The sequence below is a fragment of the Collinsella aerofaciens genome, from assembly GCF_005845035.1.
In the GTDB taxonomy this organism is placed as follows: domain Bacteria; phylum Actinomycetota; class Coriobacteriia; order Coriobacteriales; family Coriobacteriaceae; genus Collinsella; species Collinsella aerofaciens_I.
The window spans coordinates 69,444-94,536 of the sequence record NZ_SPFO01000006.1 but is presented as its reverse complement, the minus strand read 5'-3'; the positions used below and the strand labels follow the sequence as shown (position 1 = coordinate 94,536).

At 61.5% G+C, this 25,093-nt stretch carries 27 protein-coding genes; 26 read left to right on the top strand and 1 reads right to left on the bottom strand.

Annotated elements, in window-relative coordinates:
• Window positions 1-4: 4 nt before the first annotated feature.
• The 6 genes from rplU to rsfS all read left to right on the top strand — a co-directional run bounded on the left by rplU (window position 5) and on the right by rsfS (window position 4,007).
• On the top strand, window positions 5-379 hold the full coding sequence (rplU, locus tag FGQ67_RS04635) for a 50S ribosomal protein L21 (protein ID WP_035138585.1): 375 nt from the start codon (window positions 5-7) through the stop codon (window positions 377-379).
• 33 nt (window positions 380-412) lie between these two features.
• Complete coding sequence (gene rpmA / locus FGQ67_RS04630) at window positions 413-670, top strand: 50S ribosomal protein L27 (protein WP_006236075.1); 258 nt, start codon at window positions 413-415, stop codon at window positions 668-670.
• Between the two features lie 85 nt (window positions 671-755).
• Window positions 756-2,222: a GTPase ObgE gene (gene obgE / locus FGQ67_RS04625; protein WP_171025196.1), complete on the top strand. Its 1,467-nt coding sequence runs from the start codon at window positions 756-758 to the stop codon at window positions 2,220-2,222.
• A gap of 3 nt (window positions 2,223-2,225) precedes the next feature.
• On the top strand, window positions 2,226-2,903 hold the full coding sequence (gene nadD / locus FGQ67_RS04620) for a nicotinate-nucleotide adenylyltransferase (RefSeq protein WP_089573445.1): 678 nt from the start codon (window positions 2,226-2,228) through the stop codon (window positions 2,901-2,903).
• 87 nt (window positions 2,904-2,990) lie between these two features.
• A complete protein-coding gene (gene yqeK / locus FGQ67_RS04615) occupies window positions 2,991-3,524 on the top strand; it encodes a bis(5'-nucleosyl)-tetraphosphatase (symmetrical) YqeK (protein WP_171025201.1) in 534 nt (177 codons plus the stop codon).
• A 27-nt stretch (window positions 3,525-3,551) separates the two neighbouring features.
• A complete protein-coding gene (gene rsfS, locus FGQ67_RS04610) occupies window positions 3,552-4,007 on the top strand; it encodes a ribosome silencing factor (protein WP_138340368.1) in 456 nt (151 codons plus the stop codon).
• Window positions 4,008-4,099: 92 nt separating this feature from the next.
• On the opposite strand, the gene dinB is transcribed toward rsfS, so the two are convergent.
• Window positions 4,100-5,353: a DNA polymerase IV gene (dinB, locus tag FGQ67_RS04605; protein ID WP_171025195.1), complete on the bottom strand. Its 1,254-nt coding sequence runs from the start codon at window positions 5,351-5,353 to the stop codon at window positions 4,100-4,102.
• Between the two features lie 201 nt (window positions 5,354-5,554).
• Here dinB and rpsP point away from each other — a divergent pair, with 201 nt between their 5' ends.
• The 20 genes from rpsP to frr all read left to right on the top strand — a co-directional run bounded on the left by rpsP (window position 5,555) and on the right by frr (window position 25,092).
• Entirely contained in the window at window positions 5,555-5,896 is a 342-nt protein-coding gene (gene rpsP / locus FGQ67_RS04600; protein ID WP_022094749.1) for a 30S ribosomal protein S16, read from the top strand.
• Window positions 5,897-5,938: 42 nt separating this feature from the next.
• Complete coding sequence (locus FGQ67_RS04595) at window positions 5,939-6,184, top strand: KH domain-containing protein (RefSeq protein ID WP_171021534.1); 246 nt, start codon at window positions 5,939-5,941, stop codon at window positions 6,182-6,184.
• A gap of 34 nt (window positions 6,185-6,218) precedes the next feature.
• Window positions 6,219-6,710, top strand: a complete 492-nt coding sequence (gene rimM / locus FGQ67_RS04590) for a ribosome maturation factor RimM (protein ID WP_249934388.1) — start codon at window positions 6,219-6,221, stop codon at window positions 6,708-6,710.
• Between the two features lie 10 nt (window positions 6,711-6,720).
• Window positions 6,721-7,479, top strand: a complete 759-nt coding sequence (trmD, locus tag FGQ67_RS04585) for a tRNA (guanosine(37)-N1)-methyltransferase TrmD (RefSeq protein ID WP_138340366.1) — start codon at window positions 6,721-6,723, stop codon at window positions 7,477-7,479.
• Between the two features lie 2 nt (window positions 7,480-7,481).
• Window positions 7,482-8,045: a signal peptidase I gene (gene lepB, locus FGQ67_RS04580; RefSeq protein ID WP_138340365.1), complete on the top strand. Its 564-nt coding sequence runs from the start codon at window positions 7,482-7,484 to the stop codon at window positions 8,043-8,045.
• Between the two features lie 59 nt (window positions 8,046-8,104).
• The gene (locus FGQ67_RS04575) at window positions 8,105-9,016 is read left to right on the top strand and encodes a glycine--tRNA ligase subunit alpha (protein ID WP_006236091.1); all 912 of its coding nucleotides are present in this window, start codon (window positions 8,105-8,107) and stop codon (window positions 9,014-9,016) included.
• Window positions 9,017-9,019: 3 nt separating this feature from the next.
• Complete coding sequence (gene glyS, locus FGQ67_RS04570; protein WP_138340364.1) at window positions 9,020-11,116, top strand: glycine--tRNA ligase subunit beta; 2,097 nt, start codon at window positions 9,020-9,022, stop codon at window positions 11,114-11,116.
• 34 nt (window positions 11,117-11,150) lie between these two features.
• A complete protein-coding gene (locus FGQ67_RS04565) occupies window positions 11,151-12,017 on the top strand; it encodes a pyruvate, water dikinase regulatory protein (RefSeq protein WP_138340363.1) in 867 nt (288 codons plus the stop codon).
• Between the two features lie 250 nt (window positions 12,018-12,267).
• The gene (gene ppdK, locus FGQ67_RS04560) at window positions 12,268-15,018 is read left to right on the top strand and encodes a pyruvate, phosphate dikinase (RefSeq protein WP_138340362.1); all 2,751 of its coding nucleotides are present in this window, start codon (window positions 12,268-12,270) and stop codon (window positions 15,016-15,018) included.
• 208 nt (window positions 15,019-15,226) lie between these two features.
• On the top strand, window positions 15,227-15,568 hold the full coding sequence (gene rplS / locus FGQ67_RS04555; protein WP_006236098.1) for a 50S ribosomal protein L19: 342 nt from the start codon (window positions 15,227-15,229) through the stop codon (window positions 15,566-15,568).
• A 93-nt stretch (window positions 15,569-15,661) separates the two neighbouring features.
• Window positions 15,662-16,450, top strand: a complete 789-nt coding sequence (locus FGQ67_RS04550) for a ribonuclease HII (protein WP_138340361.1) — start codon at window positions 15,662-15,664, stop codon at window positions 16,448-16,450.
• Window positions 16,451-16,639: 189 nt separating this feature from the next.
• The gene (locus tag FGQ67_RS04545) at window positions 16,640-17,125 is read left to right on the top strand and encodes a YraN family protein (protein ID WP_138340360.1); all 486 of its coding nucleotides are present in this window, start codon (window positions 16,640-16,642) and stop codon (window positions 17,123-17,125) included.
• Complete coding sequence (locus FGQ67_RS04540) at window positions 17,125-18,648, top strand: YifB family Mg chelatase-like AAA ATPase (RefSeq protein ID WP_138340359.1); 1,524 nt, start codon at window positions 17,125-17,127, stop codon at window positions 18,646-18,648. Before FGQ67_RS04545 ends, FGQ67_RS04540 begins: the two co-directional genes overlap by 1 nt.
• Window positions 18,645-19,580 (top strand): DNA-processing protein DprA, encoded by a 936-nt coding sequence (locus tag FGQ67_RS04535; RefSeq protein ID WP_338134461.1) that lies wholly within the window; start codon window positions 18,645-18,647, stop codon window positions 19,578-19,580. The genes FGQ67_RS04540 and FGQ67_RS04535 overlap by 4 nt, the downstream gene beginning before the upstream one ends.
• A 14-nt stretch (window positions 19,581-19,594) precedes the next feature.
• Window positions 19,595-20,932: a methylenetetrahydrofolate--tRNA-(uracil(54)-C(5))-methyltransferase (FADH(2)-oxidizing) TrmFO gene (gene trmFO, locus FGQ67_RS04530; RefSeq protein ID WP_022094738.1), complete on the top strand. Its 1,338-nt coding sequence runs from the start codon at window positions 19,595-19,597 to the stop codon at window positions 20,930-20,932.
• Complete coding sequence (locus FGQ67_RS04525; RefSeq protein WP_138340357.1) at window positions 20,929-21,849, top strand: tyrosine recombinase XerC; 921 nt, start codon at window positions 20,929-20,931, stop codon at window positions 21,847-21,849. Before trmFO ends, FGQ67_RS04525 begins: the two co-directional genes overlap by 4 nt.
• Before the next feature lie 219 nt (window positions 21,850-22,068).
• Window positions 22,069-22,797 carry a 30S ribosomal protein S2 gene (rpsB, locus tag FGQ67_RS04520; RefSeq protein WP_006236109.1) on the top strand — a complete coding sequence of 243 codons (729 nt, stop codon included), beginning with the start codon at window positions 22,069-22,071 and terminating at the stop codon, window positions 22,795-22,797.
• 45 nt (window positions 22,798-22,842) lie between these two features.
• Window positions 22,843-23,712, top strand: coding sequence for a translation elongation factor Ts (gene tsf / locus FGQ67_RS04515; protein WP_022094736.1), 870 nt, complete (start codon window positions 22,843-22,845; stop codon window positions 23,710-23,712).
• Window positions 23,713-23,830: 118 nt separating this feature from the next.
• Window positions 23,831-24,553, top strand: a complete 723-nt coding sequence (pyrH, locus tag FGQ67_RS04510) for a UMP kinase (RefSeq protein WP_138340356.1) — start codon at window positions 23,831-23,833, stop codon at window positions 24,551-24,553.
• A gap of 2 nt (window positions 24,554-24,555) precedes the next feature.
• Entirely contained in the window at window positions 24,556-25,092 is a 537-nt protein-coding gene (frr, locus tag FGQ67_RS04505) for a ribosome recycling factor (RefSeq protein WP_138340355.1), read from the top strand.
• Window position 25,093: the final 1 nt, after the last annotated feature.

Below are 25,093 nucleotides of genomic sequence, written 5' to 3'. Positions count from 1 at the left end.
AAACATGTACGCAATCGTTAACACGGGCGGCAAGCAGTACAAGGTCGCCACCGACGATGTCATCACCGTCGAGAAGATCGAGGGCAATGAGGGCGACAAGGTCACCCTGCCGGTTATCTTCCTCAACGATGGTAAGAAGATCGTCACCGATCCCGACAAGCTGGCCAAGGCCAAGGTTACCGCTCAGATCGTTGAGCAGTTCAAGGGCGAGAAGCAGCTGGTCTTCAAGTTCCACAAGCGCAAGCGCTATCGTCGTCTGAAGGGTCACCGTCAGCAGCTCACCAAGCTGAAGATCGTGAAGGTCCAGGCTACGTCCCGCGCCAAGAAGGCTGTCAAGGCAGAGGCCGAGGCTGTTGCCGAGGCTCCCGTCGCCGAGTAGATTACACTCGTAACGAAAGAGTAGGTATACACAATGGCACACAAAAAAGGACTCGGTTCCTCCCGTAATGGCCGTGACTCCCGCGGTCAGCGCCTTGGCACGAAGCGCTATGCCGGCCAGACGGTAACCACGGGCACGATTCTCGTCCGTCAGCACGGCACGCACATCCACCCGGGTGAGAACGTTGGCCGTGGTAAGGACGACACGCTGTTCGCGCTGGTCGACGGTACCGTTGAGTTCCACAAGGGTATCAAGCACAGGGTCAGCGTACGCCCGCTCGCGAACGCGTAATTCACCCTTCATAGAGCACATATGTGGGAGGCACTTGAGTTTTAGGATTCAAGGGTCTCCCTCTTTTTTGTAGGAGGCGATTCTGTTGTCACAGTTCACCGATATCAGCCGCATTAACGTTTGCGGCGGCGACGGCGGAGCCGGATGCATGTCGTTTAGGCGCGAGGCATTTGTTCCCAAGGGCGGCCCCGATGGCGGCGACGGCGGTCGTGGCGGCAATGTCGTCATCCAGGCCGACGCTCAGCTTTCCTCGCTGATCGATTACCGCTTTAAGCATCACTTCCGCGCCGAGCGCGGCACGCACGGGCAGGGTGCCCGTCGTAACGGTAAGAGCGGCGAGGACCTGATTCTCAAGGTCCCCATGGGCACCGTGGTACGCGAGCTCGATCCCGAGACGCAGACCCCGATGTTCGAGATTGCCGACCTGGTGCACGACGGCGAGCGCGTCGTCGTGGCGCCCGGCGGTGCCGGCGGTCTGGGCAACACGCACTTTGTGACGTCGGTGCGCCGCGCGCCCGCGTTCGCTCAGCTGGGCGAACCGGCCGAGGAGCACTGGATTGAGCTCGAGATGAAGCTTATGGCCGATGCCGCGCTCGTGGGCTTCCCCTCGGTGGGCAAGTCCTCGCTCATCGCGCGCATGAGCGCCGCCCGTCCCAAGATTGCCGACTACCCGTTTACCACGCTTGTGCCCAACTTGGGCATGGTGCGTGCCGGCGAGTATTCTTACGTTGTCGCCGATGTCCCCGGCCTTATCGAGGGCGCGAGCGAGGGCAAGGGCTTGGGTCACCAGTTCCTGCGCCACATTGAGCGTACGGCCCTGATCATGCATGTCGTCGACATGACGGGCGGTTTTGAGGATCGCGATCCGGTTGAGGATTACCACATCATCAACCGTGAGCTCGAGCAGTATGGTGCCGAGCTTTCGGAGCGTCCGCAGATTGTCGTTGCCAACAAGTGCGACGCGCCGGGCACGGCCGACAAGATTGCTGACCTCAAGCGCGCAGCGCTCGACGATGGACATATGTTCTTTGCCGTGTCTGCTGTGACGGGCGCCGGCCTCAACACGCTGATGCTTGCCGTGGGCGAGCAGGTGGCCAAGCTTCGCGCCGAGTTGGCTGTCTCCGATGAGCCGGTCGTTCTGCGCGACGATGAGTGGGAGCGCCGTCGCCTGCAGCGTGAGAAGCGTTTCCGCATTGTTCAGGAAGAGCCCCATGCCTTCCGCGTGGTCGGTCGTGCCATCGAGCGCATGGTCATCCAGACCGACTGGGAAAACGAGGAAGCCGTCATTTACCTGCAGCATAAGTTTGCGCGTATGGGTGTTGACGACGCCCTCGAGAAGGCCGGTTGCCGTGCGGGCGACGAGGTCCGCATTTGCCAGCGCGCCTTTGACTTTGAGGGCGCTGAGGACTTCTCGGAGTACGAGGAGCTCGAGGATGCTGGCGAGGACGTTGCCGTTGAGGTCTTTGACGTAGCCGATGCTGCGGACGAAGGCGTCGAGGTTGTCGATGCGGCAGAAGTCGTGGACGATGTCGAGACCCCGGAGGGCGAGTAAGCCATGTCGCTGCGCGGTGGAATCGGTTTGCCCGAGCTTCCCCTAGAGGACGGGCAGGAGTTTAGGCTCGGCATTATGGGTGGCACCTTTGATCCCATCCATTACGGGCACCTGGTGACCGCCGAGCAGGCGCGCGAGTCTCTCGACTTGGATGCCGTGCTTTTTATGCCGGCGGGCACGCCTGCCTTTAAGCTTGACAAGCCGGTGACGCCTGCCGAGGACCGTTATGCCATGACGGTCCTCGCCACCGCCGCGAACCCGGCCTTTTTGGCGAGCCGGTTCGAGATCGACCGCCCGGGCGTAACCTATACGGCCGATACGCTTCATGCCCTTCGCGACTTTTACCCGCCGCAGGTAAAGCTCTACTTTATTACGGGCGCCGACGCGATTATCGATATTGTGACCTGGCATGACGCCGAACGAATCGCTGAGCTTGCTACCTTTATTGCGGCGACACGACCGGGCTTTGATATCGATACGGCGCGTGCCCGAATCAAAGAGTCGGGGCTGCCGTTCGACGTGCGCTATATTCAGATTCCGGCGCTGGCGATCAGCTCGACGAACATTCGCAAGCGAGTTGCCCGCGGCATGAGCGTGCGCTATCTTACGAGCGAGTCCGTGCTCGGCTACATTCGCAAACGCAGACTATATGCCGATTTGGGCCAAGAAGATTTTGAGTGATGGGGGTCTACGTTGTCGGTAGAGGATCAGTTTGAGGGCGATGAGCGCGTGCTGCTCAAGCGCATTCAAGAGCTGCTCGATGTTCGCATGAAGGATAAGCGCAAGCGCTATGTGCATTCGCTGGGTGTTGCCGAGACCGCACTTCATCTGGCCGAGGTTTACGGCGTTGACCGCTTTGATGCCGCTGCCGCCGGCTTGATCCACGACTGGGACAAGGTGCTTTCCGATGACGAGCTGGTCACGCGCGCTCTGCATTACGGCATTAAGATTGCCGGCTCTCCTTCCGCCGCGACGCCGCTTTTGCATGGCCCTGTTGCCGCCTATGAGCTTCCGCAGCTTTTCCCCGAGTTGTCGCCGGCCGTTTTCCAGGCTGTCGACCGTCACACCGTGGGTGCCTGCGACATGACGCCGCTCGATATGGTGGTCTTTGTGGCCGATGCCATCGAGCCCAACCGCCACGGCGACTATGCGCATGCGCTGCGCAAGATGGTGGGGGAGTCGACGCTCGATGAGTTGTTCTTCTCCTGTTTTGCGCAGGGTCTGGTCTATGTGATCCAGTCCGGGCGCTATCTTTATCCCACGGCTATTTCGATTTACAACCATTACGCCCAGCTACGCTAGCTCGGGCTGTCTAGAAAGAGGTATTCCATGGCCGACGAGACCATGACCGACGAGCAGATTCTTGAAGGTGTGGAGCACAAGAGCTTCGTCGCCACGTCCGACCGCACTGCCGCCTCGCTGTCCGCGAGCGGTGTCGCCGCCGAGGATGTCGCCCGCGCCGCCGCGCAGGCCGCCTACGACAAGAAGGGCGAGGACGTTCAGGTGCTCGACCTGACCGAGCTTTCCGACGTGTGCGACTACTTTGTGCTTGCCACCGGTACCAACAACCGCCAGGTCGATTCGATCGTCGACGAGATCGAGGAGAAGGTCGCCGAGGCTTGCGGCGAGCATCCGTTCTCCATCGAGGGCCGCGAGCAGAAGACCTGGATGCTCATGGACTACGGTTCGGTTGTCGTCCACGTCTTCACTCCCGAAGCCCGCGACTTCTACCGCCTCGAGAAACTCTGGGGAGACGCTCCCCAGCTTCTCCTCGACCTCCTCTAGGAGCTCATTTGGGACGGGGCTATTTAGCTACCTTCTATCGTTCGCCGGGCAGTTGCACCATTCGCAGCTGCCCGGCTTTTTTGCCTTAGGGACTAATCGTCGAAGCGGGATTGGCGGCCGAAGGATAGGGCGGTGTCGCCGAACTTGTCTCGGACGGCGTCGATAGCGACCGAGAGGTCGCGACGGTCGCTCGATTGGGCTCCGCGGTCGTCGACTTCGCAGAACAGGTCAGTCTGGATGCCGCCCTGATGGTCAAAGTCGCTCATGCCGATGCCTGCTAAGCGCACGTGCATTCCTTCCTGCCAGATGTTGTCGAGCAGTTCGAGTGCAACCGCCACGAAGATGTTCTCATCGTCGGTCGGATGAGGCAGCCGGCGCTGTGCCGAGCGACCGTTTCCATACGAATACTTGAGCTTGAGCGTCACCGTGGCGCCCGTTAGTCCCTGACGGCGCAGACGGCGTCCCACTGACTCGCCTAACAGCGCAATCGCCGCTTCGATGTCCCCGCGCTTAGTCAAATCTTTCGCAAAGGTGCGTTCATTGCTGACCGACTTGACCTCGCGCTCTTCATCGAGGCTCGTGACTTCAGAGATTTCGAGTCCCAGCGCACGCTGGCGCATGCGTTCGCCGTTGACGCCAAAAATAGAGGCCAAGGTGGATTCCGGTGCACGTGATAGCTCTCCGAGGGTGTAGATGCGCATGCGGCGCAGTCGCTCCTCGGCCGAGCGCCCGATGCCGCTCATGGCAGATACCGGCAGTGCGGCCAAAAAGCGCTGCTCGGTTCCGGGGCGCACGATGGTCAGCCCAAACGGCTTATCCCGCTCGCTTGCGATCTTTGCGACCGTCTTGTTGCAGCCCACGCCAATGGAACAGGTCACTCCCAGCCCTGCCACGCGGTCGCTTATACGCCGCGCAACCAGCAGTGGGTCTTCGGGCGCAAAGCGACCCGGTGTGATATCGATAAAGGCTTCGTCGATGGATACGCGCTCAACACGCGGGGTCTCGTTGGCGAGAATCGCCATGACCTGCGCGCTCACCTCGCGGTAGCGATCAAAGTGCCCGTGCGTCCAAATGGCTTGCGGGCACAAGCGCCGCGCCTCGGCCGAGGCCATGGCAGAGTGCACGCCAAAGCGACGTGCCTCATACGAACACGTGGACACGACGCCACGCGAATCGGCGTCTCCGCCCACGATGAGCGGCTTTCCGCGCCATTCGGGATGATCGAGCATCTCCACGCTCGCAAAAAACGCATCGAGGTCCATGAGGCCCACCGCCGGACCCGTCCAGGGAGGCGGCGTGACGCCCATGGCATCCTCATAACCGTATGTATGTTCGCGTCTTTCCATGTCATGAGTATACCGCGCAGCTCATGTGGGGTGCGTGTATGTGCTTGCAAATCCCGAATTCTTGTCTAAGATATGGATTTGCCCTCGACTACACCGAAGAAGTTGGTCTCACGGACTTCACCTGCCCGCGTCGATGGCGTATTATGTTCAACTGTTTGTTTGTAGTTGCAGCCTAAAGCTGCTTGGTTGGAGGAGTTTCCTTTGGCAGTCAAGATTCGCCTTGCTCGTCACGGCGCTAAGAAGCGTCCGTACTACCGTGTCGTCGTCGCCGATTCCCGCGCCCCGCGTGACGGTCGTATCATCGAGGAGGTTGGCCGCTACAACCCGATGACCGCCCCCAAGACCATCAACCTCGACCTCGAGAAGATCGCCGACTGGCAGTCCAAGGGCGCTCAGCTCACCGACGCCGTCGCCGCTCTGGTCAAGGCCGCCAACGAGGGCGAGAAGACCGAGACCGTCGTCAAGAAGTCCAAGAAGCAGCTCGCCAAAGAGGCCGAGGCCGCTAAGGCTGCCGCTGAGGCCGCTGAGGGCGCCGAGGAGTAAATCGTGCCTGAGGTTGACGCTGCACAGCTCGAGGGTGAGGCAATGCTCTCAGATCGCATCGCCGATCTCGTCGAATATCTCGTTGTTCAGATCGTCGACGACCCGGATTCCGTGAGCCTTGAGGTCATCGATGGTGACGACGCCTCCACGATTGAGGTTTCGGTTGCCGAGGATGACGTCGCTAAGGTCATCGGCCGTCGTGGCCGTACCATCAAGGCCATTCGCACGCTCGCCCGTGCACTGGCCGCTCGCCTCGACACCGCAGTCGAGGTAGAGGTTCTGGGCTAGGACCTTGAGGTCCCAGTACAAAAACATCGCCCGTGTGGTTAAGCCGCACGGAAGGAAGGGGGAGGTCCTCGCGCAGCCGCTGCGGGGGCTTCCTTCTGTATTGACGCCGGGTATGCGCGTCGCCTTGACGCCGCCGGCGCTCAAACGCGACCGTTTTTGCACGGTCGTATCCGTCACTGATACGGGCGATGGCGTTCTGGTCTCGTTCGAGGGCATTGACGACTTGACGACTGCCGAGGGCATCACCGGATGCTACGTGCTGGCAAATCGTGACGACTTTGAGCTCGATTCGCTCGACGCTGCCTATACCGACCTGATGGGTCGCGAGGTGGTCGACGAGCGCTTTGGCTCGCTCGGCACGATTGTCGAGATCATGTCGACGCCCGCCAACGATGTTTGGGTTGTCGAGGGCGATCGGTACGGCGAGGTGCTGATTCCCGTGATCGAGCAGGTTGTGCTCGATCTTCCCGATCAGGGGACAATTTCCGTCCATGTTATGGACGGTTTGATCGATATGGACAAGTAGGGAGGAAAACATGCTGATCGAGACCCTTTCAGTCTTTCCCGAGATGTTTGAGCCCGTCATGTCCACGTCGATTTTGGGCCGCGCCCGTAAGGCCGGCCTTTTTAATTTTAAGGCCTATAACCTGCGTGACTGGACGCACGACCGTCATCGTACCGTCGATGACGAGCCGTACGGCGGCGGGCAGGGTATGCTCATGAAGGTCGAGCCCATCGCCGAGGCCATCGAGGCCATTAGCTCCGAGGGCCCCAAGCCCACCGTGGTGTTCTTTACGCCCTGCGGCGAACCCTTTACGCAGCATGTGGCCGAGCGCCTGCTCAAAAGCGAGCGCCTGCTGTTTGTATGCAGCCGCTACGAGGGCGTCGACGAGCGCGCGTATGCGTATGCCGACGAGCGCCTGTCGATCGGCGACTACGTGCTTACGGGCGGCGAGCTTCCCGCTATGGTCGTTGCCGACGCCGTCGTGCGTCTGATTCCCGGCGCCCTTGGTGACGAGATGAGCAACGTCGATGAGTCGTTCTCGACTGCCGAGGACGGTGGTCTGCTCGAGTACGCGCAGTACACCCGTCCCGCCGAGTTCAACGGCGAGGGCGTGCCGCCGGTGCTCGTGAGCGGTGACCATGCCAAGGTAGACGCCTGGCGTCGTAAGAACGCCATCGAGCGCACCTGTCGCTGGCGTCCCGACCTGATTGAGACGGCACGGCTGACGCCCGAGGAGCGCGCATACGCGCAAGAGATCCTTGACGCTTCGTATTCGCAGATCGAGGAGTGAGAATGGTTCCATCGCAGCATTCCGCGTTGAGGGGCGCATTTGAGTGGATCGCTGTCATCGCGATCGCGCTTGTGGCCACCTTCCTGATTCGCACCTTTGTGGTCGAGCCCTTTGTGGTGCCCACCGGCTCTATGGAGGACACAATCGAGATTGGCGACCAGATCCTGGCGCAAAAGGTGAGCCTCGAGTTCGGTCAGCCCGTCAAGCAGGGCGATATCGTGGTGTTTCATAACCCCGACGGCACCTCCGAGCATGATGTTCTTGTCAAGCGCGTTATTGCCACGGCCGGCCAGACGGTCGACCTGCAGGACGGCAAGGTGGTCGTTGACGGCCAAGCGCTCGACGAGGACTATACGACGGGCATGAGCTGGCCGCTTTCGGTCCAGGCGCCCGCTGCCCAGGTGAGCTATCCCTACACCGTCCCCGATGACTGTGTGTGGGTGATGGGCGACAACCGCGAAAACTCTGCCGACTCACGCTACTTTGGTCCCGTCGATCGCTCTGATTTGATCGCTGTGGCACTCGTTCGCTACTGGCCGCTCAACCGCATCGGCGCTATCGACTAAAAACCGCTATAGTACAGTACCTAACCGTGTAATCGTTTCGACGAGGGGATATTAGAGGCATGAACGCTTCATCGCTTTCCTTCCAAGACATCATCCTGCGCCTCCAGCAGTACTGGGGCGAGCAGGGCTGCGTCATTATGCAGCCCTATGACTCCGAGGTCGGTGCCGGTACCTTCCACACCGCGACCACGCTGCGCTCGCTCGGTCCCGCCGAGTGGCGCACCTGCTATGCGCAGCCCTGCCGCCGTCCCGCCGACGGCCGCTACGGCGAGAACCCCAACCGCATGCAGCACTACTATCAGTTCCAGGTGCTCATCAAGCCCTCGCCGGTCAACGCCCAGGAGCTCTACCTGGGTTCGCTGGCCGCCATCGGCCTGGACCCTAACGACCATGACGTCCGCTTTGTCGAGGACGACTGGGAGAGCCCGACGCTCGGCGCCTGGGGCCTTGGCTGGGAGGTCTGGCTCAATGGCATGGAGGTCACGCAGTTTACGTACTTCCAGCAGGTGGGCGGCATCGAGGTCGACCCCGTGCCCGTCGAGATCACCTACGGCCTGGAGCGCATCGCCATGTATGCGCAGGGCGTCAACTCCGTCTACGACCTGGTGTGGAGCTACCTGCCCGACGGCACGCCCATGACCTATGGCGACGTGTTCCTCGAGAACGAGCGCGAGTTCAGTGCCTATAACTTTGAGGTCGCTAACGTCGAGATGATGCGTCAGAAGTTTGACGACTACGAGGCCGAGTGCCACTCCTGCCTGGAGCGCAAGCTTCCGCTGCCGGCGTACGACTGTGTCATGAAGTGCAGCCACGCTTTTAACCTGCTCGATGCCCGTGGCGCCCTGTCCGCGGTCGAGCGCGCTAACTACATCTTGCGCGTCCGCGCCGTCGCTAAGGCGTGCTGCGAGGCCTATATGGCCGAGGTCGCCGGAGTCAACGAGAATGCCGATCAGGAAGGCGAGGTGGCGTAAGCCATGGCAGACGCTAAGGATTTCCTGTTTGAGATCGGTACGGAGGAGATGCCCTCCGCGCCGCTGAACAATGCCGTCAAGCAGCTTGGCACCATGATCGCCAAGGGTCTCGACGAGGCCGGTCTGGCCCACGGCGAGGTCCGCGTGATCTCGAGCCCGCGTCGCCTGGCTGCGCTCGTGGCTAACGTCGCCACCGCGACCGATGAGGTTCATGAGGTCAAGCGTGGCCCCGCGGCCAACATTGCCTTCGATGCCGACGGTAACGCCACCAAGGCCGCCCAGGGCTTTGCCCGCAAGTGCGGTGTGGCTGCCGAGGACCTGGTCCGTCGCGAGGACACCGACGGTCGCGAGTATGTGTTCGCCGAGAAGAACATTCCCTCCGCACCGGCAACCCCGATTCTGACCGCTCTGTGCGAGAAGACCATCGCCGGCCTGCATTGGCCCAACTACCGCTCCCAGCGCTGGGGCCACGAGCACGCGACGTTCGTTCGTCCGGTCCGCTGGATCTGCTGCCTTCTGGGCGAGGATGTTGTGCCCGTGTCGTTTGCCGACGTGACGAGCGGCAACACCACGCGTGGCCATCGCGTGCTTGGCCCCGGTGACCACGTTGTCGCCAGCCCCGCCGCCTACGAGCAGGTGCTCGAGGACGCCGGCGTGCTTTCTGCCGAGCGTCGTCGTGAGGCCATCCTCGCCGGTATCGCCGAGGTCGAGGCTGCCCGTCCCGGCTGCCATGTCGATACGCCCAAGAAGGTCTTCGAGGAGGTTATTAACCTCTGCGAGTGGCCGACGGTGCTCGTCGGTACCTTCGATGAGGAGTTCCTCAAGGTCCCGCACGAGATCATCTGCGAGTCCATGCTCACCAACCAGCGCTACTTCCCGATCTATGACGGCGAGGGCAAGCTCACGCGTGAGTTCGTGGTCGTCTCCAACAGCAAGCCCGAGAACGCCGAGCGCGTGATCGACGGCAACGAGCGCGTCGTGCGCGCCCGTCTGGACGACGCAAAGTTCTTCTACGAGGAGGACCTGAAGATCTCCCTTGACGAATTCCGTGAGCGTCTGGCCAAGGTTGCCTTCCAGGAGAAGCTCGGTAGCGTGCTCGCCAAGTCCGAGCGCATCGAGCAGCTCGCGCTCGCTATCGCCCGCGAGGCTCATCTGGGCGCCCATCTTGCCGCCGACGCTGCTCGCGCCGCGCACCTGTGCAAGGCAGACCTGGTGTCCAACGCCGTCGTCGAGTTCACGAGCCAGCAGGGCGTGATGGGCGGTTACTACGCCACCGCGATGGGGGAGAACGACGAGGTCGCCCATGCTATTCGCGATCACTATCGTCCTCGCTTTGCCGGTGACGAGCTGCCCGAGGGCACCGCTGGCTGCATCGTGGCCTGCGCCGACAAGCTCGATACCATCGCCGGTATCTTTTCCATCGGCGAGCCCCCGACCGGCTCTTCGGACCCCTACGCGCTGCGTCGTGCCGCTATCGGCATCATCAACATCCTGCGCGTCCGCCTGCCGATTGACCCCACGTCGCTCATCGACTTCGCCCTTGAGCTCTATAGCGAGCAGGGCATTGAGTTCGATGCCGCCGAGGTCGCCCAACAGGTTCGCGACTTCTTCCATGGCCGCCTTGTGAGCATGGCCCGCGACGAAAAGATCCCGGCCGATACCGTTGCCGCCGTCTCCGCGGTGCACATCATCGCCCCGTCCGTCTTCTTCGCCCGCTGCGCCGCGCTCGACGAGGCCCGTAAGAACGATGCCGAGACCTTCGACAACCTGGCTACCGCCTATGCCCGCGCCGCGCACATCTCCAAGCCCGAGCTGGGTGCGGAGTACGACCGCAGCCTGATGGGCGAGGCCGAGCTCGCGCTCGCCGACGCCTCCGAGGCCGCTCAGACCGCTGTTGATGCCGCCCTTGCCGCCGAGGATTACCCGGCCGCATTTGCCGCCCTTGCAGCTCTGCGTGCCCCCATCGACCGCTTCTTCGACGAGGTTATGGTCATGGACAAGGACGAGCAGCTCCGCGATAATCGCCTTAAGCTGCTCAACCGCTTCGAGGCCGTTTTCTCCGGCATCGCCAACATCGGTGAGCTTGCCCGCAAAAAGTAAGCCAGCCTGCGCGTAAGCGCAAAAGGAGCCCCGCATGGATTGCCCGGTCACCGCTTGTCCCTCCGTTATCGTTATCTCCGACTCTCTCGGCGATACCGCTTGTGAGGTGGTGCTTGCGGCGTCCGGGCAATTTGATGAAGGGGCTTTTCGCGTTTTGCGCCTGCCCAAGGTGGCCTCCGTGGAGCAGGTCAAGTCATTTGTGGGGCCGCGCGTCGATGCCGACCATCGCGATATCGCCGTGTTCCACACCATTGTCGATCCGGCCCTTCGTGCTCGTGTGCTCGACTACTTGGGCATGCTGCACATTCGCTCGGTCGACCTGATCGGTCCGACGCTTGCGGTGCTGTCGTCGCTCATCGGCGTTGCGCCCAAGGGCGTAGCCGGCGTGATCCACAAGACCGATGACCGGTATTTCTACCGCATCGAGGCCATGGAATACTTTGTCGAGCACGATGACGGGCGCGGTTGCGACGATCTGTCGGGTGCCGATATCGTGCTGCTGGGCGTATCGCGCACGTCCAAGACGCCGCTGTCGATGTATTTGGCCTATCAGGGTTACAAGGTTGCCAATGTTCCTTTGGCGCACGGCATGGAGCCGCCGAAGTCAATTTACGAGGTCGACCCGATGCGCCTGTTCGGCCTGATTTCGACCGTCGATGTGATTTCCGAAATTCGCGATAGCCGCTTGGGCGATGACTACGCTCGTGCCGTTGCCGGCTCCTATGCCGAGCCCGAGAGCGTGCGCAGCGAGCTTGAGGAAGCCCGTGCCCTCATGAAGCGCCTAGGCTGCTTTGTGGTGCGTACCGACGGCAAGGCCATCGAGGAAAGCGCTGCCGAGATCATTAGACACTTGGAGGAAATCCAAGAAGCTCGCGCCCGCCGAGCCACCCGCCGCGGCTAATAGTAGTAGCATTTTGATAAAGCGATTTAGCAAAAACATCGCATCTGACCTGCTTTTCTATTGTAGTGGTATCTTCATAAGGTAACCAACTTTACCTACCGTTTACCGCCAGATTTACCACGTTTACCAACCCCCGCGCCCTCTGCGCAAGCCCGCTCAATGCCCGCCGTATAGTACCCTCACGGCTCGCATTCGGCGGGTCGATTCGTTACCACGGTCGTGCGCGTAAGTGCATGGAAGGGGAAGTATCGTGAGCGATTGCAAGAGGGTTTACCGTTTTGGAACCGACGCCCAGGGCGCCTGTGTCACTGAGGGCGACAAGTCCATGAACTTCGTGCTTGGCGGCAAGGGCGCAAACCTTGCCGAGATGAGCCGCATCGGCCTGCCGGTTCCCGGGGGCTTTACCATTACCTGCCAGACCTGTGTCGAGTACTCCGGCGCCGGCAACGTCTGGCCCGAAGGCGCACTCGACGAGATCGTTGCCGCCGAGGCGGACCTCGAGGCTCGCTGCGGCAAGAAGCTCGGCGACGCTTCCGATCCGCTGCTCGTGTCGGTTCGCTCGGGCGCTCCGTTCTCCATGCCCGGTATGATGGACACGGTCCTCAACTTGGGCCTCAACGACGACTCCGTTCAGGGTCTCATCGCGCAGACGCAAAACCCGCGTTTTGCCTGGGATAGCTACCGCCGCTTTATCCAGATGTTCTCCAACGTCGTTATGGGTGTTGATGCCGACCTGTTCGAGAACGCCCTGACCCAGGCCCGCCTGGTCGCCGGCGTCCGCGTCGATTCCGAGCTTTCGGCCGAGGGCCTTCAGGAGCTTGTCGAGACCTTCAAGGGCATCTTCTCTGATAACGTCGAGGCCGCCCTGTATCCCGAGCTTGAGGTTGCCGACGGCAAGCCCGTCTTCCCGCACGATCCGGAGCTTCAGTTGCGCCTTGCCATCCAGGCCGTCTTTGGCAGCTGGATGAACGAGCGCGCCTGCATCTACCGCAAACAGCACGGCATCTCTGACGAGCTCGGTACTGCCGTCAACGTCCAGGCCATGGCCTTTGGCAATAAGGGCGAGACCTCTGCGACCGGCGTCGCCTTTACGCGCAACCCGGCAGACGGCACCAAGGAGTTCTACGGTGACTTTTTGGTTAACGCCCAGGGCGAGGACGTCGTCGCCGGCATCCGCAACACCGAGCCCATCGCCGACCTCAAGGCCACCCCGGGCCTTGAGTCCGCGGGCGAGGAGCTCGAGCGCGTCTTCCTGACGCTCGAGGATCACTATCGCGATATGTGCGATATTGAGTTCACCATCGAGCAGGGCAAGCTCTGGATGCTCCAGACCCGCGTGGGCAAGCGTACCGCCACTGCCGCCCTGCGCATCGCTATCGAAATGGTCGAGGAGGGACTGATCACCCGCGAGGAGGCCGTAAGCCGCATCGATCCTGCGCAGCTTGACCAGCTCCTGCACCCGCAATTTGACGCCTCCAAGAAGTACGAGTCGCTGGCCTGCGGTCTTAACGCCAGCCCCGGTGCCGCCGTGGGCGAGGTCGTGTTCTCGAGCGACGATGCCGTCGCGCGTTCCGCCGAGGGCCGCAAAGTCATTCTGGTTCGCTGGGAGACCAACCCCGACGACCTGAAAGGCATGGTCGCCGCCGAGGGCATTCTGACAAGCCACGGTGGCAAGACGAGCCATGCCGCCGTTATCGCCCGCGGCATGGGTACGCCCTGCGTCTGCGGCGTTGAGCGCTTCCACATCGACGCCGCCGAGAAGGTCGTGCGTATCGAGGGCAGCGATCGCGTGCTGCACGAGGGCGACATCATCTCCATCGACGGCACCCAAGGCATCGTCGTCGACGGCGCGGTCGACTTGGTCTCTGCAGAGCTCACCGGTGACCTGGACACCATCCTGTCCTGGGCCGACGAGATTCGCCTGGACGAGACCTGTGGTCATGCCAACCATGTGCGCGTCAACGCCGACAATCCCGAGGATGCCGAGCTTGCCCTCGAGTTTGGCGCCGAGGCTATTGGCCTGTGCCGCACCGAGCACATGTTCCTGGGCGATCGCAAGAACATCATCCAGAGCTTTATCCTGTCTGACGATGAGGCCGTGAAGCAGCAGGCCCTGTCCGACCTGCTTAAGGTTCAGACCGAGGACTTCCTGGCGATGTTCAAGACCATGTCTGGTCGCGATGTGGTCATCCGCCTGCTCGATCCGCCACTTCATGAGTTCTTGGATAATCCTCGCGAGCTCGAGGTCGCCATCACCAAGAAGGAAGCCGCTGGTGCCAGCGAGGAGGAGCTTGCCGCCCTGCGTGCCCGACTGCGCCGTATCGACGGCATGGTCGAGTCGAACCCCATGCTCGGCCTACGCGGCGTGCGCCTGTCCGTTGTCTTTGGCGATCTGCCACTCATGCAAGTTCGCGCCGTCGCCACGGCTGCCGCTCGCCTTATCAAGGAGGGTGTTGACCCGCGCCCCGAGATCATGGTTCCGCTTGTTTCCATCACGGCCGAGCATGTCCAGACCCGCGAGGTTATCGAGCGCGTGATCGCCGAGGTTTCCGCCGAGGAAGGCGTCGAGCTCAATATTCCCGTGGGCACGATGCTCGAGCTGCCGCGTGCCTGCATGGTCGCCGACGAGATCGCCCATCATGCCGACTTCTTCTGCTTTGGCACCAACGACCTCACCCAGACCACCTTCGGCTTCTCCCGCGACGATGCCGAGGCCAAGTTCATCCCGCTGTACATGCACAAGAAGATCTTGAAGGACAACCCCTTCGAGACCATCGATACGGCAGTACTCGAGCTGGTGCGCATGGCCGTGGCGAAGGGTCGCGCCACCAACCCCGGTATGCACTTCGGTGTGTGCGGAGAGCACGGCGGCGACCCCAAGTCCATCAAGGGCCTGTTCAACGTGGCCGATGTGGACTATGTGTCCTGCTCGCCCTACCGCGTGCCCCTCGCGCGTCTTGCGGCCGCACAGGCCAAGCTCGAGGCCAAGCGTTCCGCCTGACGTTTTGGGTTTGGGCGCCTTCGTAGCCCCCTTCATGCCGCCCGTCTCATTCGTGAGGCGGGCGGTTATCATGTGCGGGTTTTGTCTTTTTGTCTGCGTAAAAAATTGTTCTTGCAGCAGAAACCCGCGCGTGTATACTCGAATACGTTTGTTCAACTACGTGCCGGCCAAGGTGGTACGGCACCTCTAGAAGAGTAAGGAATTGCACATGGATTACATCCGCGCAATCGAGCGTCAGCAGATCCGCGAGGACATTCCTCAGGTTCGCGTCGCCGACAACGTCAAGGTTCACTACCGCATTAAGGAAGGCGACCGCGAGCGCATCCAGGTCTTCCAGGGCGACGTCATCCGCATGGCCGGCGCCGGTGCCCGCGAGACCTTCACCGTCCGCAAGATGTCCTTCGGTGTCGGTGTTGAGCGTACCTTCCCGCTTCACAGCCCCAAGATCGCCAAGCTCGAGGTCGTTCGTCATGGTCGCGTCCGTCGCGCCAAGCTGTACTACCTCCGCGACAAGGTGGGCAAGGCTGCTCGCATCCCCGAGAAGCGCTAAGAAGATCGCAGCGTCTGTCCACTCGTTTGGACGTAAGGGTCACCTTCGGGTGGCCCTTCTTTTTATCTGATTTGCATGCAAGGAGGGCCTGGTATGGCCAATATGACGAGCTCGGTTTCGGCATCGCAAGTTGCCGGCGAGCTGGCGAGCGCTACGTTTGAGGAGATTCCCGCCCTCGTGGAGCATTATCGCGAGGACCCGCGCCAGCAGGTGATCAAGGCTTGTGAACGCGCCCTCAAACGCCATGCCAAAGAGCTTGCCGAGCGCGAGCGCGTCAATGACATGTACGAGCTTATGTATGAGCTTGGCGGCGATGGCGTGGTCGTGGGCGTCGACGAGGTGGGTCGTGGCTCGGTAGCGGGTCCCTTGACCGTGTGTGCCGTGTGTCTTCCGATGGAGCCGCGCATCTGGGGCATCAACGATTCCAAAAAGCTCACGCCGGCGCGCCGTGAGCTGCTCTCGGTGAAGATTGCCGAGGTGGCGACTGCCATCGGCTTTTGCCATATCGCTCCCGCGGATATCGATGAGATGGGCATGGCCCGCGCCATCCGCGCTGCCGTCGCGGGTGCCGTGGCCGATACGGGACTTGAACCCGACTGCGTCCTCATGGATGGCAACCCCCTGGGCGCCGTTCCCAACGAGCGCGACGTGGTGAAAGGCGATGCCAAAATTGCCTGCATCGCCGCGGCGTCCATCATGGCCAAGGTCACGCGTGACGAGATGATGGTCGAGTACGACGCCGAGTATCCCGAGTACCATCTGGCCGAGTCGAAGGGCTATGCAAGCCCCGAGCATATCGAGGCCATTCGCAAACATGGACTTTGTCCGCTGCACCGTGTGAGCTTTTGCGGAAACTTTCTGCAGACTGAGCGCCTTTTCTAGGCCAATTGTGAAGACGGGGACCTCCGGGGTTTTATAAACCTGGTGGTAGCGGGCCGTATGCAACAGCATTGCTGCGTACGGCCCGTTTTTTGTCTGCATTTGGTCAGCTTCTGGTTAGCTTCCGGTACTTACCCGCATGAAAGGTGCCCTCATCATCGGGGCAATGCAGTGTGCGGGAAAGGAGACCCCATGAGTGCCGCAAGCAAAAAGAGCAAGACACAGCAGCTCAAGGAGCGTTGGGAAAACGGTGAGCTCGACTGCGGGGCGATGACGCCCGAGTTTATCAAGGGGCTCAGCCCCCGCGAGCTGGGTATGCTGGGCGAACTGATCACCATCGACTACTTTAACGAGCGCGGCTACACCTTGCTGGAACAGGGTTATCGTTGCACCGAGGGCGAGGCTGATCTGGTGCTGCTTGATGAGCTCGACGATGTCGTGGTGATGGCCGAGGTCAAGACCAGACGCGTCGCGCTGGATTGCGACACGCGGGTGTTTCCTGAGGAAGCGGTGAATGCCCAAAAGCAGCGGCGCTATCGTCGCATCGCGAGTTGCTACCTCATGGAGCATTATCCGCTCAAGGCGATTCGCTTCGATGCCGTGGGTGTCACCATTCGCGGCGGGCATATCGCCGAGATCGAGCATCAGTACAACGCGTTCGATTGGCAGGTGTCGTGATGGCGTTCGAGACGTTTGCCGTTCACGCGGCCTGCATCCGCGGCGTCGAGGCGATTCACGTCACGGTCGAGGTTTCGCTTGCTGGCGGCGTTCCGGGCATTCAGATGCTCGGCATCCCGAGTATGGAGGTGATGGAGTCACGTGGTCGTATTCGCTGTGCGATGCGCTCCGCCGGGTTCGAGATCCCACGCTCGGGCATTACGGTCAATCTGGCGCCCGGCGATATTCGCAAGACCGGTAGCGGCTTTGATCTGCCCATCGCCATCGCGGTTCTGGCGGCCGATGGTCAGATTCCCCGCGACAACCTCGACCGCTGCCTCATTGCCGGCGAGCTCGGTCTGGACGGCACGGTGCTTCCCGTCAAGGGCGAGGTGGCGTTTCAGCTGCTGGCTCGCGACATGGGGCTGTCTTTTATCGCCGGTAGATCAGACCAGCATGTGCCGCTCGCGGGCGTGGATTGCGGTTTTATCGACCATCTGTCGCAGCTTGCTCACGGTATGGGCGAGGCAGCTCGGCATTATCTGGATTCTGAAGTGCTCGAGGCCACCTTTGAGCCCGAGCTCGACTATGCCGACGTACTGGGGCAGGAAGTTGCCAAACGCGGCATGGCACTGGCGGCAGCGGGTGAGCTCGGTTTACTTATGATCGGGTCCCCGGGATCGGGCAAGACGATGCTTGCGCGCCGTATGACCGGCATCCTGCCTGAGCTTTCCGTTGAGGATCAACAGGAGGCGCTGTGCATCCATTCGGTTTTGGGTGAGAACATTGATGGCTTGTTGGCGGGTCACCGGCCCTTCCGCAGTCCCCACCACAGTATTTCGACCGCAGGCCTTATCGGCGGCGGGCGCCCGGTGCACCCGGGAGAGATCAGCCTTGCCCATGGCGGCGTGCTCTTTTTGGACGAGCTTGCCGAGTTTCCCACGGGTGTGCTGCAGACGCTGCGTCAGCCCATCGAACGCGGCTATGTCAGGATTGTGCGCGTCGACGGGGCCTTTACCTTCCCGTCGCGCTTTCAGCTGCTCGCTGCGAGCAATCCCTGCCCCTGCGGCTTTTTGGGCGACCGCGAGGTGCCGTGCCGCTGCTCGGCATCGATGGTCGAGCGCTATCGGGCAAAGCTGCGCGGTCCTTTGGCCGACCGTATCGACATGATGATCGATGTGACCCGTCCCGATCCCCAGGTGATTATCGAGGGCGCGGAGGGTATGTCGTCGGCCGAGTTACGTGACTACGTTGTGCGCGGTCGCGCTTTTCGCGCCTGGCGCGAGTCTCGTATGGACGATGCGGATGCCGAGGCCGAGGATGACGAGACGCGGTCCATTGACGGCGTCGTTTCGACCTTTGAGCTCGATGATGCTGCCGAGAAATGCGTACTCGGCCTGTCCAAACGCACACATCTTACAGGGCGTGGCATCGTGCGCCTGGTTCGCATTGCGCGCACGATCGCAGATGTCGCCGAGAGCGAGCAAGTGACACAGGACCACGTGCTCGAGGCGGCGATGTACCAGGGAAGGAGGGACCAATGATGGCCGAGGGGACCTTCGAGCTGCATCCAGGCGACGCGTTCTATCCCGAGACCGTTTTGGAGCTTTCTGATGTACCCCAGACGCTTTATGTGCGCGGCAACCCCGAGGTGCTTTCGACGCCCGCGCTCTCTATCATCGGCGCGCGCAAGGCCTCGCCGTATGGTCTTGCCGTGGCAGAGCTTGCGGCAAAGGTGGCGGTCGAGGCGGGGGTGACGGTAGTTTCGGGCGGCGCCGTCGGTTGTGACCAGGCCTCGGGTTGGGCTGCGGTCAACGCCGGCGGCAAACACGTCGTGGTGCTGGGGACGGGCGCCGACGTGGTCTACCCGCGTTCGAGCGCGGGGCTTATTACACGCACGCTCGATACGGGTGGCGCGGTCGTGTCGATCTCTCCGTGGGGCATGGGTCCGCGCAAGTTCGCTTTTCCGCGCCGCAATCGCGTGATCGCGGCCCTGTCGCAAGCCCTCTTTGTATCCGAGGCGGGTATGCCTTCCGGGACGTTTTCTACAGCCGAGGCTGCTATGGATTTGGGGCGCGAACTTCTTGCCGTGCCGGGGTCGATCCTATCGCCCGAGTCGCGTGGCACGAATTACCTCATTGCGAACGGTGCCTGCTGCGTCGTCGACGAGGAATCTATCGAGATGGCTATCTCACGCATCTACGGAACCCTGCGCTATTCGCGCCCCGATGCTCCCGGCATTGCCGACCTGGATCCAACGCAGCAGACCGTGATGCATGCGCTCATCGCCTCTCCACTCAAGGTCGACGACATCGCGGCGCTCGTCTCGCTCGATGCCGTCGGCGTACTCAAACTCTTGGGTTCGCTTGAACTCGAGGGTCTTATCGAGCGCATGATGGATGGAAGGTATGCGCCCTCCAAGTTTGCCCTTCACGCCCAGACACCCTTCGGTCACAATGGAAAACGTGTCAATTAGAAAGGTGTTTGCAGATGCAGTTCGATCAGGTGACAGTTATCGGTGGCGGTCTGGCGGGTTCGGAGTGCGCGATCCAGCTGGCAGATCGCGGTTTTGCCGTAAAGCTGTGCGAGATGCGCCCCCAGGTGAGCTCCCCGGCTCACCATACCGATCACCTGGCAGAGCTCGTCTGCTCCAATTCGTTTAAGTCGACCCGTCCGGATTCCGCGGCTGGTTTGCTGAAGGCCGAGCTTGAGCGCATGGGTTCAGTCCTGCTCGATTGCGCCCATCGCGCCGCTGTTCCCGCCGGTGGTGCCTTGGCGGTCGACCGCGTTAAGTTTTCCGAGCTTGTCGAGGCCGAGGTTGCCGCCCGTCCCAATATCGAGATCATTCACGGCGAGGTCACGCAGATTCCCGAGGGTCACGTGGTCATTGCCGCCGGCCCCTTGTGCTCGCCGGCGCTGAGCGAAGAGGTCATGAAGCTCGTCGGTGGCGACGCCCTTGCGTTCTTCGATGCCGCGGCTCCGATCGTCGATGCCTCCACGCTCGATATGGACGTGCTGTTCTCGCAGTCGCGCTACGAGGAGCAGGGGAGCGGCGACTATCTCAACGCCCCGCTCAACAAGGAGGAGTACGAGGCCTTTATCGAGGCGCTCACCACGGCCGACCGCGTGGTGCTCAAGGATTTTGAGGGCGGCGATCTGTTCCAGGCCTGCCAGCCTGCCGAGGAGGTTGCACGCACCGGCAAGGACGCCATTCGCTTTGGCGCCATGAAGCCCGTCGGCCTCACCGACCCGCGTACCGGACGTCGCCCCTGGGCGGCGATTCAGCTGCGTGCCGAGAACAAGGAGAAGACCGCCTATAACCTGGTGGGCTTCCAGACCAATCTGACCTTCGGCGAGCAGAAGCGCGTCTTCCATATGGTGCCGGGCCTGGAGAACGCTGAGTTCTTCCGCTACGGTGTCATGCACCGTAATACCTTTGTCGACGCCCCGCACGTGCTCGATGGCACCTTTGCCGTGCCCGGTACCGGCGTGCGCCTGGCCGGTCAGATCACCGGCACCGAGGGGTACATGGAAGCCGTGGCGACCGGTCTGCTCGCCGCGCTCAACACCTATGCCGAGGCTATCGGTGCCGCGGGCGTCGAGTTGCCCCGCGTGGGCGCCCTGGGCGCGCTCGTGGGCTATGCGACCGATCCTGCCACCGTGGGCTACCAGCCTATGCATGTCAACTTTGGCCTGGTGCCGCCGCTCGAGGACGGTAAGCGTCGCAGCAAGCGCGACCGCTACCAGGCCTATGCGGACCGTGCGCTTGAGGCCCTTGATGCCTATCTGGCCACTCGCCCCGATCTGTTTGGAGGCGACCGGTCATAGCCTTTGACCTGTACGATGCCGTCGACTCGTTTATCGCCTATATCGCACGTGTCGAGGGACTTTCTCCCAACACGGTGACGGCCTATGGCTCGAGGCTGGAGCGCTTTGCTTCCTGGTGCGAGCGCGAGGATATCGATGCTTTCGCTGCCGACGTGCGCACCATTCGTCGCTATCTTGCCGAGCTTTCGCGTGAGCAGGTGGCTCCCCGAACGCTTGCGGCGCACCTGTCGGCTATCCGATCTCTCTATCGCTGGATGGCTGCCGAGGGGATAGTCGAGGGCGATGTGGCCTCGGCGATCGCATCGCCCAAGCTGCCGCGTGACCTGCCGGGCGTCCTTACGACCCATCAGGTCGAGGCGCTGCTCAAGACGCCTGATACCTCGACGCCCGCGGGACTGCGCGATGCGGCGATGCTCGAGCTGTTCTATGCCTCGGGTGCCCGTATCTCTGAGCTCGCTGCACTCAATGTGGAGTCCATCGCTTGGTCCGAACGCACGCTGCGCCTTTGGGGCAAGGGGAGCAAGGAACGTATCGTCCCTCTGTATCGTCGTGCGCTCGAGGCGACGCGTCTCTATATTGAGGAGGGGAGGCCGGAGTTGCTCGCTCAGGCAAAGCGCCGTGACCCCGCTACCGGGCCTCATCCGCTGCTTATATCGGCGCGCGGCAATCGCATGAGCGCCGCCATGCTCAGGCGGCGGTTCCATACGCTGGCGGCGCTCGCCGGCATTCCGGCCGACATCGCCCCGCATGCGATGCGCCATACCTTTGCGACCGACTTGCTCGAGGGCGGTGCGGACCTGCGCTCGGTTCAAGAGCTGCTGGGCCATGCGAGCCTGTCCACGACGCAGATCTACACGCATCTCACACCCGATCGGCTTAAGCGGGCTGTGGCTCAAGCCCATCCCCGCGGCGAATAGTGGCTGGGACGTCCCGCGCCGCACTCAGGTGTGTGGTTTTGATTGCGGGTTGGCAGGAAGGTGCATTCCTGCTATCATTCATCGGGTTGCTTCACGGCAACAGGTTTTTATCACGCACGCGCGGCTACTTCATACCGTGGTGCCCGGGCTTTGGTAGCACATGTCCGGGTTGGTTTTGGAGGATGACCCCGCGCGGAGGCAAACCACAGGAGGTTTAACATGGCTACCAAGATTAATATCCGCACCCTGCTCGAGGCCGGCTGCCACTTCGGTCACCAGACCCGTCGCTGGAACCCCAAGATGAAGCCGTTCATCTTCGGTGAGCGCAACGGCATCTACATCCTCGACCTCAAGCAGACCATCCTCGACGCCGACCAGGCCTACACCTTCGTCAAGAACGTCGCCAAGGGTGGCAACGTGCTGTTCGTCGGCACCAAGAAGCAGGCTCAGGAGGCCGTCAAGAACGCTGCTGAGCGCGCCAACATGCCTTACATCAACCAGCGTTGGCTCGGCGGTATGCTGACCAACTTCGTCACCATCCGCTCCCGCATCAACCGCATGGAGGAGCTCGAGGCCATGGTCGAGGACGGCCGCATGGCAGTGCTCCCCAAGAAGGAGCAGGCTGTGCTCGGTAAGGAGCTCACCAAGCTCCAGACCAACCTCGGTGGCGCCCGCGACATGAAGGGTCTGCCCCAGGCTCTCTTCGTCATCGACACCAAGCGCGAGGAGAACGCCATCAAGGAGGCTCAGCGCCTGAATATCCCCGTCGTCGCTCTGATCGACACCAACTCCGATCCCGACGAGGTCGAGTACGGCATCCCCTGCAACGATGACGCTATCTCCGCTGTCACCCTTATGTGCGAACTCATGGCTGACGCCTGCCTCGCTGGCTCCGGCAAGGAGCAGGTCTCCGAGGCCGAGATGGCCGCTGAGCCCAAGGCCGAGTAAATCAGTCTTAGTTAATTCTTTTTCATCTCTTTGAAAGGAACCACAATGGCCCAGATTACCGCCGCTATGGTCAAGCAGCTCCGCGAGATGACCGACTCCCCGATGATGGAGTGCAAGAAGGCTCTCGTCGAGGCTGACGGCGACATGGACGCCGCTGTCGACGTTCTGCGTAAGAACGGCCTTGCCAAGGCTGCCAAGAAGGCTGGCCGTGAGACCAACGAGGGCGCTGTCGCCGCGTTCGTCTCCGAGGATGGCAAGACCGGCGCCCTGCTCGAGCTCTCCTGCGAGACCGACTTCGTTGGCTCCAACGCCAAGTTCACCGGCTTTGCTTCCAAGGTCGCTGAGGTTGTCGCCACCACCGAGCCTGCTGACGTTGATGCTCTGCTCGAGAAGCCGATGGGCGAGGAGACCGTTTCCTCCGAGCTCACCGAGATGATTCACATCATGGGCGAGAACATGAAGATCTCCCGCTTCGCTGCCCGCAAGGCTGAGAACGGCGCGCTCGCTTCTTACATCCACATGGGTGGTAAGATCGGCGTCCTCGTCGAGTTCGCCTTCGAGAAGGCCGAGACCGCTCAGGCTGAGTCCTTCAAGACCTTCGCTCACGACGTTGCCCTTCAGGTTGCCGCCGTCGCCCCGATCTGCGCTACCCGCGATCAGGTTCCGGCCGAGACCGTCGAGCACGAGAAGCAGATCTACATGGCTCAGGCTGCCGAGTCCGGTAAGCCCGAGGCTATCCAGGAGAAGATGGCTGTCGGCCGTCTGGAGAAGTTCTACAAGCAGTCCGTGCTCACCGAGCAGGAGTTCATCAAGGACAGCTCCCTCACCATCAAGAAGTACGCTGAGCAGGTCTCCAAGGAGCTCGGCGACACCATTACCGTCGTTGCCTTTGACCGTCTGGTCCGTGGCGAGTAAATAAGCTCTTGTAGCTGGTAATGAGCAGGCTGTGGGTTTTACTCACAGCCTGCTTTTTCATGGCTCTTCTTAGAGCCTTTGATAGAATGTTGAGAGTTCAATCTAAAGGAGGATCGCTTTGTCCGACATCCGATATAAACGCGTGCTTCTTAAGCTTTCTGGCGAAGCACTGATGGGCGACGGCCAGTATGGCATCGACCCCAAGGTTACCGACCATCTTGCCAAACAGGTCAAGGAGCTGCTCGCCGATGGCCATGAGGTCGGCGTCGTTGTCGGCGGCGGTAATATTTTCCGCGGCATGGCCGGCGCTGCCGGTGGCATGGAGCGTGCTCAGGCCGACTACATGGGCATGCTGGCAACCGTTATGAACGCGCTCGCCCTGCAGGATGCCTTCGAGCACAACGATGTTCCCTGTCGCGTTATGAGCGCTATCCAGATGAACGAGATCTGCGAGCCCTATATTCGCCGTCGCGCCATCAACCACCTTTCCAAGGGCAACGTCGTTATTTTTGCCGCCGGTTCGGGCAATCCGTACTTTACGACCGACACCGCCGCTGCTCTTCGTGCGTGCGAGATCGGCGCCGAGATTCTGATTAAAGCCACCAAGGTTGACGGCATCTACGACAAGGATCCCGTCAAGTGCGCCGATGCCGTCCGTTTTGACAAGATTACCTATCACGAGGTGCTCGTCCGCGGCCTGCAGGTTATGGATTCCACGGCTACGGCTCTGTGCCAGGATAACCGTATGCCGATTTTGGTCCTCAACATCGATGGCGAGGACACCGTCAAGCGCGCGCTTTCGGGTGAGCCCGTCGGCACGCTCGTCTATCAGGAGGATTAAGCATGGCAGAGAACATCACCGCCCATATGGACAAGTCGCTCGAGTCCCTCAAGCATAACTTCTCCAAGGTTCGTACCGGCCGCGCCAATGCCAACATTCTGTCCGACATCACCGTCGATTATTACGGTGTTCCCACGCCGGTCACGCAGGTTGCCGCCGTCAAGACCCCCGAGGCCCACATGCTGCTCATCGAGCCGTGGGACAAGGCACTCATCAATGCTATCGTCAAGGCCATCGGCGCTTCCGATCTGGGTATTACCCCCAACTCCGATGGCACCGTCGTTCGTCTGCCGTTTCCGGCTCCCACCGAGGAGCGCCGTCGCGAGCTCGTCAAGGAGTGCCGCGAGTACGCCGAGCAGGCCAAGGTGTCTATCCGTAACATCCGTCGCGACTTCAACAACAAGCTCGAGCGCGATGAGGAGCTCACCGTGGACGATGTCCGTCGCGAGCAGGCCAAGGTCCAGAAGCACACCGATGAGTATGTCGCCAAGGTCGAGGAGCTTCTGAAGGAAAAAGAAGCCGAGGTCATGGAGATCTAAG